Origin of the sequence: Pseudodonghicola xiamenensis DSM 18339, assembly GCF_000429365.1 — a bacterium.
Lineage (GTDB): Bacteria > Pseudomonadota > Alphaproteobacteria > Rhodobacterales > Rhodobacteraceae > Pseudodonghicola > Pseudodonghicola xiamenensis.
Genome location: NZ_AUBS01000006.1, coordinates 86,939 through 101,659, shown reverse-complemented (window position 1 = coordinate 101,659; position 14,721 = coordinate 86,939). Strand labels below are relative to the sequence as shown.

Annotated in this window: 15 protein-coding genes and 1 tRNA gene; 8 read left to right on the top strand and 8 right to left on the bottom strand. The window is 62.7% G+C overall.

The window, feature by feature from the left end:
- Nucleotides 1-106 precede the first annotated feature (106 nt).
- Nucleotides 107-763, top strand: coding sequence for a YggS family pyridoxal phosphate-dependent enzyme (locus G455_RS0109155; RefSeq protein WP_028093431.1), 657 nt, complete (start codon nucleotides 107-109; stop codon nucleotides 761-763).
- A 146-nt stretch (nucleotides 764-909) separates the two neighbouring features.
- On the opposite strand, the gene ribA is transcribed toward G455_RS0109155, so the two are convergent.
- Nucleotides 910-1,998 (bottom strand): GTP cyclohydrolase II, encoded by a 1,089-nt coding sequence (ribA, locus tag G455_RS0109150; protein WP_028093430.1) that lies wholly within the window; start codon nucleotides 1,996-1,998, stop codon nucleotides 910-912.
- Between the two features lie 162 nt (nucleotides 1,999-2,160).
- Here ribA and G455_RS0109145 point away from each other — a divergent pair, with 162 nt between their 5' ends.
- Both G455_RS0109145 and G455_RS0109140 read left to right on the top strand, forming a co-directional pair.
- A complete protein-coding gene (locus tag G455_RS0109145; RefSeq protein WP_028093429.1) occupies nucleotides 2,161-2,847 on the top strand; it encodes a response regulator transcription factor in 687 nt (228 codons plus the stop codon).
- 302 nt (nucleotides 2,848-3,149) lie between these two features.
- On the top strand, nucleotides 3,150-4,130 hold the full coding sequence (locus tag G455_RS0109140; protein WP_028093428.1) for a hypothetical protein: 981 nt from the start codon (nucleotides 3,150-3,152) through the stop codon (nucleotides 4,128-4,130).
- A 5-nt stretch (nucleotides 4,131-4,135) separates the two neighbouring features.
- Here G455_RS0109140 and G455_RS0109135 read toward each other — a convergent pair whose 3' ends face one another.
- Complete coding sequence (locus tag G455_RS0109135) at nucleotides 4,136-4,654, bottom strand: hypothetical protein (RefSeq protein ID WP_028093427.1); 519 nt, start codon at nucleotides 4,652-4,654, stop codon at nucleotides 4,136-4,138.
- A 134-nt stretch (nucleotides 4,655-4,788) separates the two neighbouring features.
- Here G455_RS0109135 and G455_RS0109130 point away from each other — a divergent pair, with 134 nt between their 5' ends.
- Entirely contained in the window at nucleotides 4,789-5,577 is a 789-nt protein-coding gene (locus G455_RS0109130) for an exodeoxyribonuclease III (RefSeq protein WP_028093426.1), read from the top strand.
- Between the two features lie 47 nt (nucleotides 5,578-5,624).
- On the opposite strand, the gene G455_RS26900 is transcribed toward G455_RS0109130, so the two are convergent.
- On the bottom strand, nucleotides 5,625-6,056 hold the full coding sequence (locus tag G455_RS26900; protein ID WP_084437035.1) for a LysR substrate-binding domain-containing protein: 432 nt from the start codon (nucleotides 6,054-6,056) through the stop codon (nucleotides 5,625-5,627).
- On the opposite strand from G455_RS26900, the gene G455_RS0109115 reads away from it, so the two are divergent.
- Nucleotides 5,945-7,123 (top strand): hypothetical protein, encoded by a 1,179-nt coding sequence (locus G455_RS0109115; protein WP_161629388.1) that lies wholly within the window; start codon nucleotides 5,945-5,947, stop codon nucleotides 7,121-7,123. The two genes, G455_RS26900 and G455_RS0109115, sit on opposite strands and share 112 nt — an antisense overlap.
- 93 nt (nucleotides 7,124-7,216) lie before the next feature.
- Here G455_RS0109115 and G455_RS0109110 read toward each other — a convergent pair.
- A tRNA-Arg gene (locus G455_RS0109110) sits at nucleotides 7,217-7,293 on the bottom strand.
- Between the two features lie 123 nt (nucleotides 7,294-7,416).
- On the opposite strand from G455_RS0109110, the gene G455_RS0109105 reads away from it, so the two are divergent.
- Both G455_RS0109105 and G455_RS0109100 read left to right on the top strand, forming a co-directional pair.
- A complete protein-coding gene (locus tag G455_RS0109105; protein WP_028093422.1) occupies nucleotides 7,417-8,442 on the top strand; it encodes a LacI family DNA-binding transcriptional regulator in 1,026 nt (341 codons plus the stop codon).
- Nucleotide 8,443: 1 nt separating this feature from the next.
- Nucleotides 8,444-9,652: a winged helix-turn-helix domain-containing protein gene (locus G455_RS0109100; protein ID WP_028093421.1), complete on the top strand. Its 1,209-nt coding sequence runs from the start codon at nucleotides 8,444-8,446 to the stop codon at nucleotides 9,650-9,652.
- A gap of 82 nt (nucleotides 9,653-9,734) precedes the next feature.
- Here the strand turns inward: G455_RS0109100 and G455_RS26680 are convergent, their stop codons facing one another.
- From G455_RS26680 to G455_RS0109080, 4 genes are all read right to left on the bottom strand, one after another.
- Nucleotides 9,735-9,911, bottom strand: a complete 177-nt coding sequence (locus tag G455_RS26680) for a hypothetical protein (protein ID WP_169726937.1) — start codon at nucleotides 9,909-9,911, stop codon at nucleotides 9,735-9,737.
- Between the two features lie 166 nt (nucleotides 9,912-10,077).
- The gene (locus tag G455_RS0109090) at nucleotides 10,078-10,287 is read right to left on the bottom strand and encodes a Trm112 family protein (protein WP_028093420.1); all 210 of its coding nucleotides are present in this window, start codon (nucleotides 10,285-10,287) and stop codon (nucleotides 10,078-10,080) included.
- A gap of 5 nt (nucleotides 10,288-10,292) precedes the next feature.
- Complete coding sequence (locus tag G455_RS0109085) at nucleotides 10,293-10,934, bottom strand: LON peptidase substrate-binding domain-containing protein (protein WP_028093419.1); 642 nt, start codon at nucleotides 10,932-10,934, stop codon at nucleotides 10,293-10,295.
- 27 nt (nucleotides 10,935-10,961) lie between these two features.
- Nucleotides 10,962-11,882, bottom strand: a complete 921-nt coding sequence (locus G455_RS0109080; protein ID WP_028093418.1) for a thioredoxin family protein — start codon at nucleotides 11,880-11,882, stop codon at nucleotides 10,962-10,964.
- Between the two features lie 228 nt (nucleotides 11,883-12,110).
- Between G455_RS0109080 and mprF the strand changes: the two genes are divergently transcribed.
- Nucleotides 12,111-14,687: a bifunctional lysylphosphatidylglycerol flippase/synthetase MprF gene (gene mprF / locus G455_RS0109075; protein WP_028093417.1), complete on the top strand. Its 2,577-nt coding sequence runs from the start codon at nucleotides 12,111-12,113 to the stop codon at nucleotides 14,685-14,687.
- Nucleotides 14,688-14,721 lie beyond the last annotated feature (34 nt).

Genomic DNA, 14,721 nt, shown 5'->3' with positions numbered 1-14,721 from the left:
TCAGGACCTGCCCTTTTTCGTGCGGGCGTCCCGGTTCGGGCCCTTTCCTTTTGGCGCCAACTGGTGTTTTCCTGCCCGCGCGCATCCATCGCAACAGGAGGCTCGCATGTCGCTGCAAGAGATCAAGACCCGTATCGCAAAGGCCGAACAGGAGGCCGGGCGGGCGCCGGGGGCGGTCACGCTGATTGCGGTGTCCAAGGTGCAGCCACTGGAGCGGGTCGAGGCGGTTCTGGACGAGGGGCAGCGTATCTTCGGTGAGAACCGGGTGCAGGAGGCCGCGGGGAAATGGCCTGCCTTCATGGAGCGTTTCGAGGGCGTCGAGCTGCATCTGATCGGGCCGCTGCAGACCAACAAGGCCCGCCAGGCCATTGAGCTGTTCGATATGATTCATTCGGTCGATCGTCCTAAGCTGGCCACGACGCTGGCCCGGCTGGCCCAGGAAGAGGGCAAGTGCCCCGAGCTTTTCATTCAGGTCAACACCGGGGAAGAGCCGCAGAAGGCCGGTATCCTGCCGGCTGATGCCGATGCCTTCGTGGCCGAATGCCGGGGGCTCGATCTGCCGGTGAAAGGGTTGATGTGCATCCCCCCGGTTGATGAGGAACCGAGCCTGCATTTCGCACTGCTGGCCAAGATCGCCGAGAGGAACGGGCTTTCCGGCCTGTCGATGGGGATGAGCAGCGATTTCGAGACCGCCATCGCACTTGGGGCGACACATGTGCGCGTGGGCTCGGCGATCTTCGGCGATCGCAGCCATCCGGTCTGAGGTGGGGCGCCAAATTTCCTCGAAGAAATTTGTTCGGAAAATTTGAATTTTCCGGATCGTCTGAAAGGGTGTGATGGCGGCTTCGACCGGGGCCGGAGCCGCGCGCCCAAAAGGGATATGCCCTGCGCCGAAGCTCCCCGAGGGGCTTACAGAAGATGCCCGGATTTCTTCGCCTTGGTTGCCAGATAATGGCGATTGTAAGCGGTTTCCCCGACTTTCAGCGGCACCCGTTCGGCCACCGTGACGCCAGTCTTTTCCATCATCGCGATCTTCTTGGGGTTGTTGGTCAGCAGCCGCACCGATGAAAATCCGAGTTCGCGCAGGATGTCAGCGCCGAGGCGAAAGTCACGCTCGTCGTCCTCGAAGCCCAGCCTGTGGTTGGCTTCCACGGTGTCGAAGCCCTGATCCTGCAGTGAATAGGCGCGCATCTTGTTGGCCAGGCCGATGCCGCGGCCTTCCTGGTTGAGATAAAGCAGGACCCCGGCGCCTTCCCTCCCCATATGCTCCAGTGCGGCGTGAAGCTGCGGGCCGCAATCGCATTTCAGGCTGCCCATCACGTCGCCGGTAAAGCAGGCCGAATGCAGTCGCGCCAAGACCGGTTTCGACCGGTCGGGGCGGCCGATTTCGATGGCATAATGTTCTTCTCCGCCGTCCTCGGGGCGATAGATATGCAGCCGTCCGGCTTCGGAGGCTGCCATCGGCAGCCGGGCATGGACGACCTCGTTCATCACGCTGCGTTCGCCCAGGTGCGGTTCCGCCAGCGCGTGATTGAGCCGGGTCAGTCCGAAATCGGCGGCATAGCGCGCCCCTTCGGTGATCGGCACCAGCACCACCGCCGGCAGCAGGCGCGCGCTTTTGGCCAGGGCGATGCCCAGTCGTGCCAGGGCGGCAGAGCCGCCGCGCTGACTGTTCAGCGGGCCCTTCATCGGCGTGATCAGATCATCGGCCGGATCGGCCACAGAGCGGATCCAGCCAAGATCGGTATCGCGGGGGATCAGCACCCGGGCGACATCTCCGTCATAGGGGCGGGCCTTCAGTGTTTCGGCCCGCCGCGCGGTGATGGCGATCACCGGATCGCCGATCTGTCGCAGATCGCCCAGCCGTTCGGGTGTGAGCGTCTCGGCCGAGATCGCAAGCGCTGCCTCTGTCCCGGTTTCCAGCACCAGGGGCACCCCCATGCGCAGATCGGCACGGGCGCGGGCGATCAGTTCATTGATGTCGGGCAAGAGGCTCATGAGATCGGATCCGGAAAATACGTCCCGACGTATCTAAGCGCTTTTGCGCAAATGTGAAACAAAACCCGTGTGCTGGACACGACAGCGTGAGGGTTTTGCAGCAATACTTGTCCCGTGACGTGATCACCCGCATTTGACATCACATCAGACAGGAGGGCCAACATGCCGCAGACCAAGAAAATCTTGCTGGTGGACGATGACGAGGATCTGCGTGACGCGCTGGGAGAACAGCTTGTCATGACGGAGGATTTCGAAGTGACCGAAGCCGGCGACGGCCATGCCGCGATGGAGCGGGTGAAGGACGGGCTTTTCGATCTTTTGATCCTCGACGTCGGTCTGCCGGACACCGACGGGCGTGAGCTGTGCAAGTTGATGCGCAAGCAAGGGGTCAAGGCGCCGATCCTCATGCTGACCGGTCATGATACCGATGCCGATACGATCCTGGGCTTGGATGCCGGGGCCAATGACTATGTCGCCAAGCCCTTCAAGTTCCCGGTGCTGCTAGCGCGCATCCGCGCCCAGCTTCGTCAGCACGAACAGTCCGAGGACGCGGTGTTCAAGCTGGGGCCCTACACGTTCAAGCCGTCGATGAAGATGTTGATCACCGGTGATGACCGCAAGATCCGGCTGACCGAGAAGGAAACCAATATCCTGAAGTATCTCTATCGGGCGCCGGAAAGCGTGGTTCCGCGCGACATTTTGCTGCATGAGGTCTGGGGGTACAACGCGGGGGTTACAACGCACACGCTTGAGACCCATATCTATCGCCTGAGGCAGAAGATCGAGCCCGATCCTTCGAATGCACGCATTCTGGTGACCGAAGCCGGTGGCTATCGTTTGGTTGCATGATTGCGGCAAAGGTTCTACCATAGGGCGACTTGACCCAGGTCAAAGCTGAGCTGAGGTCAGGTTGCTACATGCAAGCTATCCCGCGCATGTCCGGGTTATGACATGCACCTCCCTGTTGGACCTTGGCCGGGCCGTGTGCCCGGTCTTTTTTTTCCGCCGCCGCTCTGTGGCGGAAGAACCGAAATCATGCCCGCCGGGGCTCTCCCATTGTTGGGAGGCGAAGGATTTTCCAGTCCCCGCTGAGGGGGGAGAAATGCTATTTTGGGTTGTATAACCCATTTTGGTAAAGGGATGATTCGACGGTGAGCGTTCCGGCCCGATACTTCGGATGTGTCTTCGTGCCCTTGGTCTTGTTTATCCTGACCGATTATCTGTTCTTTCACACCGGCTTCTCAAACCCGCATTTGCCGGACCTTACCTTGAATATCGTGACCAAGAGCACCTATGCCGAAACGGGGAGCCGCTATAAATTCATGGCTATGACGGTGCTGTTCGTGAGCATCGCCTTGCTGATCGTCTTCGCCTTCCTGTCCGAGCTCTTCGCGCGGCATCCGGAGGCCAATGGGGGTTTCTATTACGACACTGTGACGATCAGAAATGCATTGCTCGCCTTTGCCGCGGCTGTGGGGATTGCGATAATTTACTATCTCAGCACCCGTGAGGTTCGCCTGCATCATTTCCTTGGACAGAATCTGTTTGCCGAGGCGCTGAATGTTTGCCTGTCTCCCGGAAAGGACGACGATGTTTGTCTTTTCGGCAGCAAGGACGAAGCGAGTGGCGGCACATCCGGGGTGAACGTGATGCAGGGGCTGGGCGCGGGATCGGCCATTCTTGCGGTTGGCGCCGCTTCTCTTGGCGCTGCCCTGTCTCTTGGACAATCGCGGCAGGCATTGTGCAGCCCCAACCGCAATCATGTGTTCCGGCTGCCGCGCTTGTTCCTCTATCTCACTTCGGTCTTGTTCACGATCGGAATGCTGGCGATCCTGGCGCTAATGGAATTTCCGAAATCGGTGCTCGCAAAAGACGCGCTTTCCAGTTACGGCCACGCGGTCTCCGGCCTGTCGGTCTATTTCGGGGTAAGCTATTCACTGGCAATTGCCGGGTTCTATGGGCCGGTGGTGTTGCTTCTGAACGGCAGGATCGCCAGGGTAACTTCTGAAACGCAGTCTTTGTCAGAGCCGGGAGAGAGCGCATTTGCCGCGATGCAGCGCCAGGTTGAGATGGTGGCTGCGATCCTTGCGCCTCTGGCTACCACACTTCTGACATTCGTTGGTGAGCAGTAAGGGGGCTACTGCTGTTCCGGCAGAACCACGTCGAAACTGCCGTCGATCCGAACGGCTGGCAGGGGGGCGGTCAGGCGCAGCTTGATCTGGTTGCTGAAGGTCGCGCTGGCGCTGAACTTGCCGGACAGGTGCAGCCCGTCCGGGCGCTGTTCGGCCAGGGACAGAGTCACTTGGGTCAGCCCGTCCTCCACGGCCAGATAGCCGCTTTTATAGCCATCCTTCAGATATTGCAGCCGGGCGTCAGTCGCTGTCATCGCCTCGCCCACGGAGATCAGGCTGAAGTCGAGCAGCAGCGCACCCTGAGGCGATTCCGGGGTGTCGGCCGAGGCCGCCCCCCAGAGCGTGACCTGGCGCACTCCGCTCATGACCGTCGTGGCGGCGCTGCGGCGGGATGTGCTGTCGTTGATCACGACCCAGTCGTGCGGAGCGCCATCAACCGTGCCGGTGATCTGCCCGAGCTCTCCTGCCGCCGCGAGGGCAGGGAGCAGGAGCGTCAGGGCCAGCGCGGTGGCAAGTCGTCTCACTGAAAAGCTCCTTTGCTGCGGGCGCGTGCGTCGAACCTAGGGTAACCTAGTCACCCTCACCCGCAGAACAAGCCCCGGCTTGAGCCCCGCTGTTTCAGCGCCTAGGGTGCCGCAACCCTGTCAGGAGAGACGAAATGCCCTTCACCCTCGCCACCTGGAACATCAATTCGGTCCGTCTGCGCGAACCGATCGTGCTGAAGCTGCTGGAGGAAGAGGCGCCCGATGTGCTGTGCCTGCAGGAGTGCAAAAGCCCGGTCGACAAGATCCCGGTCGAAGGGTTCCGGGCATTGGGCTACAATCACATGATCGCGCGCGGCCAGAAGGGTTATAACGGCGTGGCGATCCTGTCGAAACTGCCGATCGAGGACATGGGCGATATGGATTTCGCCGATCTGGGGCATGCCCGGCATGTCGCCGGGCGGTTGGAAAATGGGGTGGTGATCCATAATTTCTACGTGCCCGCCGGCGGCGATGTGCCCGATCGCGCGGTGAACGAGAAATTTGGCCAGAAGCTGGATTACCTTTCCGGAATGCGCGATTGGTTTCACAAGGAGCAATTCGGTAAGTCGGTCCTGGTGGGGGATCTGAACATCGCCCCGCGCGAAGATGATGTCTGGGATCACAAAAAGCTTTTGAAGATCGTCAGCCACACTCCTGTCGAGGTCGAGGCACTGGGTGATGTGATGACTGCGGGCAAATGGGTCGATGTCACCCGTGCCGATATCCCCGAGGGCAAGCTCTATTCCTGGTGGTCCTATCGGGCCAAGGATTGGGACGCTGCCGACAAGGGGCGCCGGCTGGATCATGTCTGGGCCACGCCCGATGTCGCGCCGATGGCCCATGGCAGCCGTGTATTGCGTGACGCCCGCGGCTGGGAAAAGCCCAGTGATCATGCGCCGGTGTTCGCCAGCTTCGACCTGTAGCCTGCGCCTCCCTGCCTCGGGCGATGGGCTTGGGGTGGGGGATGCCGCTATCGCCTGGTACCCCGCATGTTCGATACATCGCGGCGGAATGCGCGTGCCTGATCGTTGATCCACAAGGCAAACTGATGCGCCGCCGGGATCTCGGCCCGCTGTTCGGGCTGCACCAGCCAATAGCTGTCGGCGGTTGGAACCGGCCCGCCAAACGGCAGCAGCAGTTCTTTGTTCTCAAGCTCTGTCTCGACGTAGAGCAAGGGGACAACCGCCAGTCCCGGGCCGCTTTTTGCGACGGCAATCAACAGCTCGCTGTGTGGGAACCTCGGGCCGCAGATCGCCCCCCCCCCTGTGGCGCAATCCGGCCTTCTGCAGTTTGCTCGGGGCGGAGCTTCGGCGTGTTCAGGACCTGCCCCCGGATGACCGCGAAGCCAAGGCAACCGGCTTTCATTTTGCCTCTCGCGGCCCGCAGGCGATAGAGGAGGCATTCGCCCGTTTATCCGATACTGGCGGTGGCGCTCCGGATGTGAGCCGCGGTGCTTTCGGCGCCCTCTACGACAGGCTGGAGCATTTCTATCGCCAAGATCGCAGTTTTGACGGGTTTCGTGCCCTCCTGCGGAATCACGTGATCCGCATATGGCCTCTCGCGGCCGGCGAGATGGTCCTTGGCCAAGAGGTCCAGGCGCGCCAAGTGCATTCGCTTCTGACTGCCTCAGAGGAAACTGGCATCACAACGGCTTTACTGGATTCATTGCTGACCGAGGCTGGTGTTTTTACACAGGATGACACGCGATCACCGTCAGGCGAGATCTTCGATGCAGAAGTCCATACAGGCCTCTTGCACGAGATCGCGACCCGGATCGGACCGAACGCCATGTGCGAAGCAATGGGCGCGACGCTGTCTGAGTTCAACGCGCTTGTTGCGGAAGGTGTTCTGGAACCCAGATCACGGCTTCCGAAGATCAAGAATCCTTGGCATCTGCCCGACGGACTGGCCCTGGTCAAAGAGCTGGAGCATCATGCAGTCCTTCTGCCACCCGAGGCCACGGGATGGGAGACCATTCAACGGGCCAGCAAACGGTCGGGCCTCGGTGTTGGCCGCATTATCGGCGCGATCCGAGAAGGGCGTGTTCAGGCTGGAAAACGGTCGGAGGTATTCGGCTATCATGGTATCGTCGTCGAACTTCTCTTCCTGGACGCACTGCATAAACAGCAGATGGCTGCGTCAGCTTTTGCCCGTTCGATCGGGTTGAGAGACTACTCGGCCTTCACCGCTCTGATCGAGGGGGGCCATATTGCTGCCACTCAGGTCAAAAGCCCTAAGACGGCGCGTTTGCAGTGGCTGATGTCCGAAGCCGAAATCGCGGATTTTCGGAAGAGGTTCGTGACGCCCACGATGATCACCCAGGAGACCGGAGCACATCGCAACACGATATTCGCGGTGTTCTCTGCGGCCGGCGTCAAGCCGTTCCAGCCTGAAGGGCTGGAGGCGGGCCCTATTTATCTGCGTGAAGTCGCGATGCGCGCGATCTCGAACCATCAGGAAAAGCGCTAAGATTCGCCCGTCGCAACATTTCTCTTGACAGGGGGTGTGCGTGAAAACTGCCAAATCGTGCAAACTTATGCTTCATTGGCAAAACTTGATAAATGGTGACCCCGGCAGGATTCGAACCTGCAACCTGCCCCTTAGGAGGGGGCTGCTCTATCCAGTTGAGCCACGGGGCCGCCGCGGTTTCTTTAGACTGGATCGGCGGGCTTGTCACCGCCCTAAACAGCCGCTGTCGGCATGCTTGAACATGCATGCCGCTTCGCGCTACCCTCGCCCCATTCCGATACAAGGGACCCACCGTGACGGCTGAGAACAAACGCCCGCTCACTCTGCGCGATGTTTCCGAGGCCTCGGGCGTCTCGGAGATGACGGTCAGTCGTGTTCTGCGCAATCGCGGCGATGTCTCGCAGGCGACCCGCGCCCGTGTGCTCGAGGCGGCCAAGGCGCTGGGATATGTGCCGAACAAGATCGCTGGTTCGCTTGCCTCGAACCGGGTCAACCTGATCGCGGTGATCATCCCGTCGCTGTCGAACATGGTGTTTCCTGAGGTTTTGACTGGCATCAACCGGGTGCTGGAGGATACTCCTCTGCAACCGGTGGTCGGCGTCACCGATTATCTGCCGGAAAAGGAAGAGCGCGTGCTTTACGAAATGCTCTCCTGGCGGCCCTCGGGGGTGATCATCGCCGGGCTCGAACATTCCGAGGCTTCGCGCGCCATGCTCAAGGCCGCCGGCATCCCGGTGGTCGAGATCATGGATACCGATGGCACCCCGGTTGATGCGATGGTCGGTATCTCGCATCGCCGTGCCGGGCGCGAAATGGCCCGCGCGATCATCGAGGCGGGCTATCGTCGGATCGGCTTCATGGGCACCAAGATGCCGCTGGACCACCGGGCGCGGAAGCGGTTCGAGGGTTTCACCGAGAAGCTTGCCAAACACGGGATCGAGATCGAGGATCGGGCCTTCTATTCTGGCGGCTCGGCCCTGGCCAAGGGGCGCGAGATGACGGCGGAAATGCTCAGCCGCTCGCCCGATCTGGATTTTCTTTATTACTCCAATGATATGATCGGGGCGGGCGGGTTGCTCTATTTACTGGATCAAGGCATCGACATTCCGGGTCAGATCGGGCTTGCCGGTTTCAACGGGGTGGAGCTGTTGCAGGGGCTGCCGCGCCAACTTGCCACGATGGACGCCTGCCGGCTGGAGATCGGGTGCAAGGCGGCCGAGATCATTGCCGCCCGGCTGGAGACCCCGCCGCGCGAGATCGAGAGCCTGGTCACCCTGACTCCGAAGATCAGCTTTGGCGACACGCTGAAGCGGAGCTGAGATGCCCCTACCGCGCCTGGATCACCGGGCCGCGCGGCGGCTGTTCCTGCATCGTCACGGGCTGGGCCAGGCGCCGGTGGGGCCGGGCAGGGGCGCCGATCTGCTGGATGTCATCAAAGATCTGGGTTTCGTGCAGATCGACAGCATCAACACGGTTGCCCGGGCCCATGATCTGATCCTGTTCGCGCGTCGCCCGGCCTATCGGCCCGCGGCGCTGAAGCGGCTTTACGAAACCGATCGGGTGCTGTTCGAACATTGGACCCATGACGCCGCGATGCTGCCGGTGACGCAGTTTCCCCATTGGCAGCTTCGGTTCCGCCGCGATGCAGACCGGCTGAAGACCCGCTGGCGCGACTGGCAGGGCCATGGGTTCGAAGATCGCTTCACCCCGGTCTTGCAACATGTGCGCGATCATGGGCCGGTGACCTCTTCCGATTTTGGCGGCGATGAGAAGAAGGGATGCTCGGGGTGGTGGGATTGGCACCCGTCGAAAACGGCGCTGGAATATCTCTGGCGCACCGGCGCACTCAGTGTGACCGGGCGGACGGGGTTTCAGAAACGCTATGATCTGACCGAACGGGTGATCGACGAGACCCTGCGCCAGACCGCCCTCGCAGCAGAGGAAACCATTGCCTGGGCCGCCTCTGCCGCGCTCGACCGGATGGGGTTCGCCACCGCCAAGGAACTGGCCGACTTTTGGGATATCATCACCCTGGCCGAGACGCGCGATTGGGCCGGCGCGGCCCTTGCCCGGGGGGAAGTCATCGAAATCGAGGTGGAAAGCCGGGACGGCAGCCCGCGTCGCGCGTTCGCCCGCCCCGATGTCCTGGCCGAGGCTGCCGGCCTGTCACCTGCGCCGGGGCGGTTGCGGGTGCTCAGCCCCTTCGATCCGGCGCTGCGCGACAGGGCCCGGGCATTGCGTCTCTTTGGCTTCGATTATCGGATCGAGGTCTTCGTGCCGGCTCCGAAGCGGAAATACGGCTATTACGTCTTTCCGCTGCTGGAGGGCGACAGGATCGTCGGGCGCATCGACATGAAGGCGGATCGCGCCGCAGATCTTCTGCGGGTCACCGCGCTTTGGCCTGAACCCGGCATCCGCTGGACCGCCCCGCGCCAAGCCAGGCTGGAGGCGGAACTGGCCCGCCTGACCCGGCTTGCCGGGGTGGCTGAGGTCACATTCGCCAACGGCTGGCTGCGCGTACCAGGCTGATCACCGGTTCCGGGCCATCGCCCTTGGTGAAAATAGCCCTGGGGTGACTTCGCCAGGCTGAGAGGCCCCGACATGCCTGAGCTCAGACGCCGTCGCGCTTTTTCCCCAGCACCATCTCCGGCAAGGTCAGCGCATCAATCAGCGCCATGCAGAGGCCGCCGCAATCGGAACAGCCGACACAGGGGCCGTTCAACTGGGAGAGTTCGACCGAAAGGGCATTCAGATGCGGGGTTTCCGCTTTGGACCTGCTGATATTCATGACATGGCTCTGGCTTGAATGGCTAAGTCGATGGTCGTCACAGCATGACAATGGCCGTGACCTACTCGCAACTTAGCACAGGTCGGGGTGTTTGTGCAAAACCGTCCAGACGGTGCGGCGGCTTCGGCCTGCCTTCGGTCCTGTCCGGTGGTGCCGCCGTCCGGGATCACTCCAGCGGTCGCGCCTCGCCCACCAGCATGACGGGGATGCCGTTGCGGATCGGAAAGGCGAGGCCGGCAGCCTTCGACACCAGCTCCTGCCGCTGTGCATCATATTCGAGCGTGGTATGGGTCTGCGGGCAGATCAACGCTTCGAGCATGCGGCGGTCGAAGGCCGGTTGGGGGGCAGGGCCGGATTCGGCGGGAATGTCGGTCATATCGTTCATTGCAAGGTCTCCTCGCCCGGTCCGCTGCGCATCTGGAATTCAAGCAGGGTGACCAGGGTCTCGCGCCGCGTTTGCAGCGATGGCGCTTCCAGCAGCGCCTGTTTGTCCTCGGGGGTGAAATCCAGCAGCATCGACAGCGAATTGATGAGCAATTCGTCCTCTGCCTCCTTCAGCGCGTCCCAGTCAGTTTGCAGATGGCGAGAGGCGAAAAAGCGGCTCAGCAGATCAAGGAAACGGTTGCGGCTGAAACAGGGATCCGTTTCCGTCCCGCCCAGATCGCGGCTGAACCCCTCCCAAGAGACGGAACAGCGGCGATAGGGGGCAAAGCCGTCGATCTCCGACTGGATGCGAAACCGGCTGATGCCGGTCAGGGTGATCATGTATCGCCCGTCTTCCGTTTCCGAAAACTGGGTGACCCGACCGGCGCAGCCGATCGCGTGCAACGCATTGCTTCGGGCCGGTTGCGGGCAGGGCTGCACCATGCCGATCAGCCGTTGCGGCGTCTTCAGTACGTCTTCCAGCATCTGCAGATAGCGAGGCTCGAAGATATGCAGAGGCAACCGTGACCGGGGCAGCAAAAGCGCCCCGGGCAGGGGGAAGACGGCAATGGTCTCCGGCAGGTCGACGGCTTGCATCATAGAGATGAACTTAGCCCTGAAACCGGATCAGGCAAATATCATCGAACTGAGCTTGCGCCGACCATGCAGCACGATGGGATCGTTCGGTTTGAGCGCCTCGAAAATGGTGAAAAGCTGCGACTTGGCCGCGCCGTCGTTCCACTCCCGATCACGGCGGAACAGCTCAAGCAACTGATCGACCGCCTCCTGCACCTTGCCCGAGGCATGCAGCGCCTGGGCCAGATCGAACCGTGCCTGCAGGTCGTCGGGATTGGCGGCCACGGCGGCCTCGAGCTCGGCCACCGGGCCGGCATCGGCTGCCTGCCGGGCGAGTTCGAGTTGCGCATGCGCGGCTTCAAGCTCGGGGCTGTGAGAGATGTCTGCCGGGGCGCCATTCAGCACCGCTTCGGCCTGATCCAACTCTCCGGCGGCGATATGGGCGCGCACCAGCCCCCCATAGGCGCCGGCGTGATTGGGGTCTTCGCCCAGAATGGCGGCGAAGGTCTGGGCCGCGTCTGCTGCCGCGCCTTCGGCCAGCATCTCTTCGGCCGCGGCCACGGCCTCATCGAGGCCGGCCCCGGGGGTAGCACCGCCAGAGGCCTGAATAACCCGTTCGATGAAAGCCTTGACCTCGGAGCCGGGCAATGCGCCCTGGAACCCGTCGATCGGTTGGCCCTGATAAAAGGCATAGACCGTCGGGATCGACTGGATCTGAAGCTGCGCCGCGATCATCTGCGATTCATCGACGTTGACCTTGACCATGCGCACGGCACCCTTGGCGGCCTTGACCTCTTGTTCAAGAAGCGGTCCGAGCGTCTTGCAGGGCCCGCACCAAGGGGCCCAGAAATCCACGACCACCGGGACCTCTTTCGAGGCGTCGACAACATCGACCATGAAGGTCGCTTCGGTGATATCCTTGACCAGATCGGCGCCTTCGGCCGGGGAATTGCCCGAGAGTATATCCATCATTCTGTCCTCTCCGCGTTCAACTTGGCTTCTATATGATGGGACGGGGCGGAAAAACCAAGGGAGGAATGGGGCGGGTCGCAGCAGAATTCCCCAGGCTCGGTGTCATAACCCGCAGTCTCATCCGGGTCGGCAGACCGGCTTCGGTCAGGTTCTGGCCCGCGCGGTTCGACAGGCATTGATCGCCAGGCCGCCGTCGTGGCATTCCACGACATGATGGAGGGCCGAGAGTTGACCAAGACCACGTTTCGCGCCAGCGCGAGGTTGCTACTGCCGTATCTTGTCGCCGCCGGGCTTTTCTCGCTGGGCGCCTGGTCGCTTTATCGTCTGCTGGCACCGGTTCATCTGGACGAGGTGATGGCGATGATCCGCGCCACCCCGGCCAGCAGCATCGTACTGGCACTGCTCTGTACGCTGGGGGGCTATGCGGCGCTGATCGGATATGACTGGTCGGCGCTGCGCTATATCGGGCGCAAGCTGCCGTTCCCGGTGGTCGCCGCCGGTGGATTCCTGGGCTATGCGGTGGGCAATACCGTGGGGGCCGGGCCGTTGACCGGAGGAGCGGTGCGGTATCGCATCTATTCCGCGCTGGGGCTGTCTGCGCTGGATATCGCGGGCATTTCGGTCTTCGGTTCGATCGCCTTTGGCATCGGTGTGGTGACCATCGGGGTTGGCGCGCTGAGCTGGCACCCGCATGCGTTGCAGGCGTTGGTGTCCTGGCCGGCTTCGACGATCCGCTGGGGCGGTATCGCGATTCTGGCTGCCAGCCTGGGTGTGATGCTGATCCTGTCCTTGCGCGGCGGGGCGCTGAGGGTGCGGGGGCTGACGCTGCATGCGCCGTCCCCCGGGCTGATGGCGGGGCAGTTTCTGTTTACTGCCGGCGAAACGCTGTTCTCTGCCCTGGCGCTGTATCTTTTGCTGCCGTCGGACGGGGTGGGCTTTGCCACCTTCCTGGCGGTTTTCGCCGCCGCTGTGATGGCCGGTGTCGTGTCCCATGTGCCGGGCGGCATCGGGGTGTTCGAGACGGTGATCATCGCGGCGTTGCCCTCTACCGTGCAGGTGGGAGAGGCGGCGGCGGGGCTGCTGATGTTCCGGCTGATCTATTACCTCGTGCCCTTCGCGCTTGCGGTCGTCCTTCTGGCCCTGGCCGAGCTGCGGATGGCTGCGGCGCCGGCCCGGGCCCTGCTGGTCCCTGTCTTTCGGGCGATCAGCGCGGTCAGCCCGTTGGCGCTGGCGGTGATGGTCTTCGTCTCCGGTGCGATGATGATGATCGCCAGCCTGATCCCGCCGACCGATGCCTGGGCCGAGGATCTGGAGCGGATTTTGCCGCTGGCCTTCGTCGAAGGCGGCGCGCTGGCGTCAAGTGCGCTGGGCGCCTGTCTGCTGGTCATCGCGCATGGGTTGCTGATCCGGGTCGAAGGCGCCTGGTGGCTGGCAATGGCGGTGCTGCTGAGCGGGGTGGTGGCCAGCCTGGCGCATGGGCTTGATTATGATCGGGCGGTGGTTCTCGCGCTGGCGGCCCTGGTGCTGCTGCCGGCGCGCCGCGAATTCTACCGCGCGACACGGCTGACCCGGGATGTGCTGAGCCTGCGCTGGAGCCTGCTGATGCTTTGCCTCGGGGGGACGCTGCTGGCGGTGCTGTTCTTCGCCCATAAGGCGACGCTCTACAGCGGCGATCTCTGGTGGCAGTTCGCTTCGGACAAAGCGGCGCCGCGGGCGCTCAGGGCGGCGCTGGTGGGGCTGGTGGTGATCGGCCTGCTGTTGCTGCGCTATGCGTTGCGACCGGCGCGGCTGAAGGAAGTTCCGCCCGATGCGACCGATCTGGAACGCGCTGCGGCGATCATCAGGGCCGGGGCCGATCCCGAGGCCAACGTGGCGCTGACAGGAGATAAATCGCTGCTGTTTTCGGAAAGCGGCGAAAGTTTTCTGATGTACCGCGTGCAGGGCAGGAGCTGGGTCGCGCTGCACGAACCGGTCGGTCGCCCGGATGAGGCCGGGGCCCTGGCCTGGGAGTTTCACGACGCCGCCTATGCCGCCAACGCGCGACCGGTGTTCTACGCCGTGCGCGGCAGTTCGGCGCCGATCTGGATCGACATGGGGCTGGTGCTGCACAAGCTGGGCGAAGAGGCTGTCGTCGATCTCGGGGCTTTCAGCCTTGAGGGCAGCGAGCACAAGCGGCTGCGAACGACGCATAACCGGGCCTTGCGGGATGGGCTGAGTTTCGAAGTCCTGACCCCGCCGCATTCCGCTGCGCTTCTGGACGAGCTCAGGGCGATTTCAGATGCCTGGCTTGCGATCAAGTCCGGTGGCGAAAAGGGGTTTTCGGTCGGGGCCTTCGATGTCGCCTATCTGAATCGCACTCCTCTGGCCCTGATCCGCCACAACGGGCGCTGCGTCGCCTTCGCCAATCTCTGGGTCACCGACCGCAAGCAGCGCGCGACGCTGGATCTGATGCGCCATGTGGAGGCGGCGCCCTCCGGCGTGATGGAGTTCCTGTTCACCGAACTTCTGCTGCATTTCAAGGCCGAGGGTTTCGCCGAATTCAGTCTGGGCAACGCGCCGCTATCGGGGCTTGAGGCGCGACCGGGCACGCGGCTCAGCACGCAGCTTGGTGCGCTGATCTATCGGCACGGCGGGCAATTCTACAATTTCGAGGGGCTGCGCTCGTTCAAGGAGAAATTCGATCCCGATTGGCGACCGGTCTATGTCGCGGTTCCGCCGCGGGTCAACCTGGTTGCCGTGGCCACTGATCTTGTCGCGCTGATCGGGGGCGGGGTGTCGAAGAACCTCAAGATCAGGCAGCGCTGAGCTGGCGGTGCGTCCTGCGCGCGCCCCTGTGGTG

Bases quoted from the DNA above. Each gene is read 5' to 3' on its own strand.
- G455_RS0109155 (WP_028093431.1), top strand. From the start codon at position 107: ATGTCGCTGCAAGAGATCAAGACCCGTATCGCAAAGGCCGAACAGGAG.
- ribA (WP_028093430.1), bottom strand. From the start codon at position 1,998: ATGAGCCTCTTGCCCGACATCAATGAACTGATCGCCCGCGCCCGTGCC.
- G455_RS0109145 (WP_028093429.1), top strand. From the start codon at position 2,161: ATGCCGCAGACCAAGAAAATCTTGCTGGTGGACGATGACGAGGATCTG.
- G455_RS0109130 (WP_028093426.1), top strand. From the start codon at position 4,789: ATGCCCTTCACCCTCGCCACCTGGAACATCAATTCGGTCCGTCTGCGC.
- G455_RS26900 (WP_084437035.1), bottom strand. From the start codon at position 6,056: ATGCCTCCTCTATCGCCTGCGGGCCGCGAGAGGCAAAATGAAAGCCGG.
- G455_RS0109100 (WP_028093421.1), top strand. From the start codon at position 8,444: ATGCCCCTACCGCGCCTGGATCACCGGGCCGCGCGGCGGCTGTTCCTG.
- G455_RS26680 (WP_169726937.1), bottom strand. From the start codon at position 9,911: ATGAATATCAGCAGGTCCAAAGCGGAAACCCCGCATCTGAATGCCCTT.
- G455_RS0109090 (WP_028093420.1), bottom strand. From the start codon at position 10,287: ATGACCGACATTCCCGCCGAATCCGGCCCTGCCCCCCAACCGGCCTTC.
- G455_RS0109085 (WP_028093419.1), bottom strand. From the start codon at position 10,934: ATGATGCAAGCCGTCGACCTGCCGGAGACCATTGCCGTCTTCCCCCTG.
- G455_RS0109080 (WP_028093418.1), bottom strand. From the start codon at position 11,882: ATGATGGATATACTCTCGGGCAATTCCCCGGCCGAAGGCGCCGATCTG.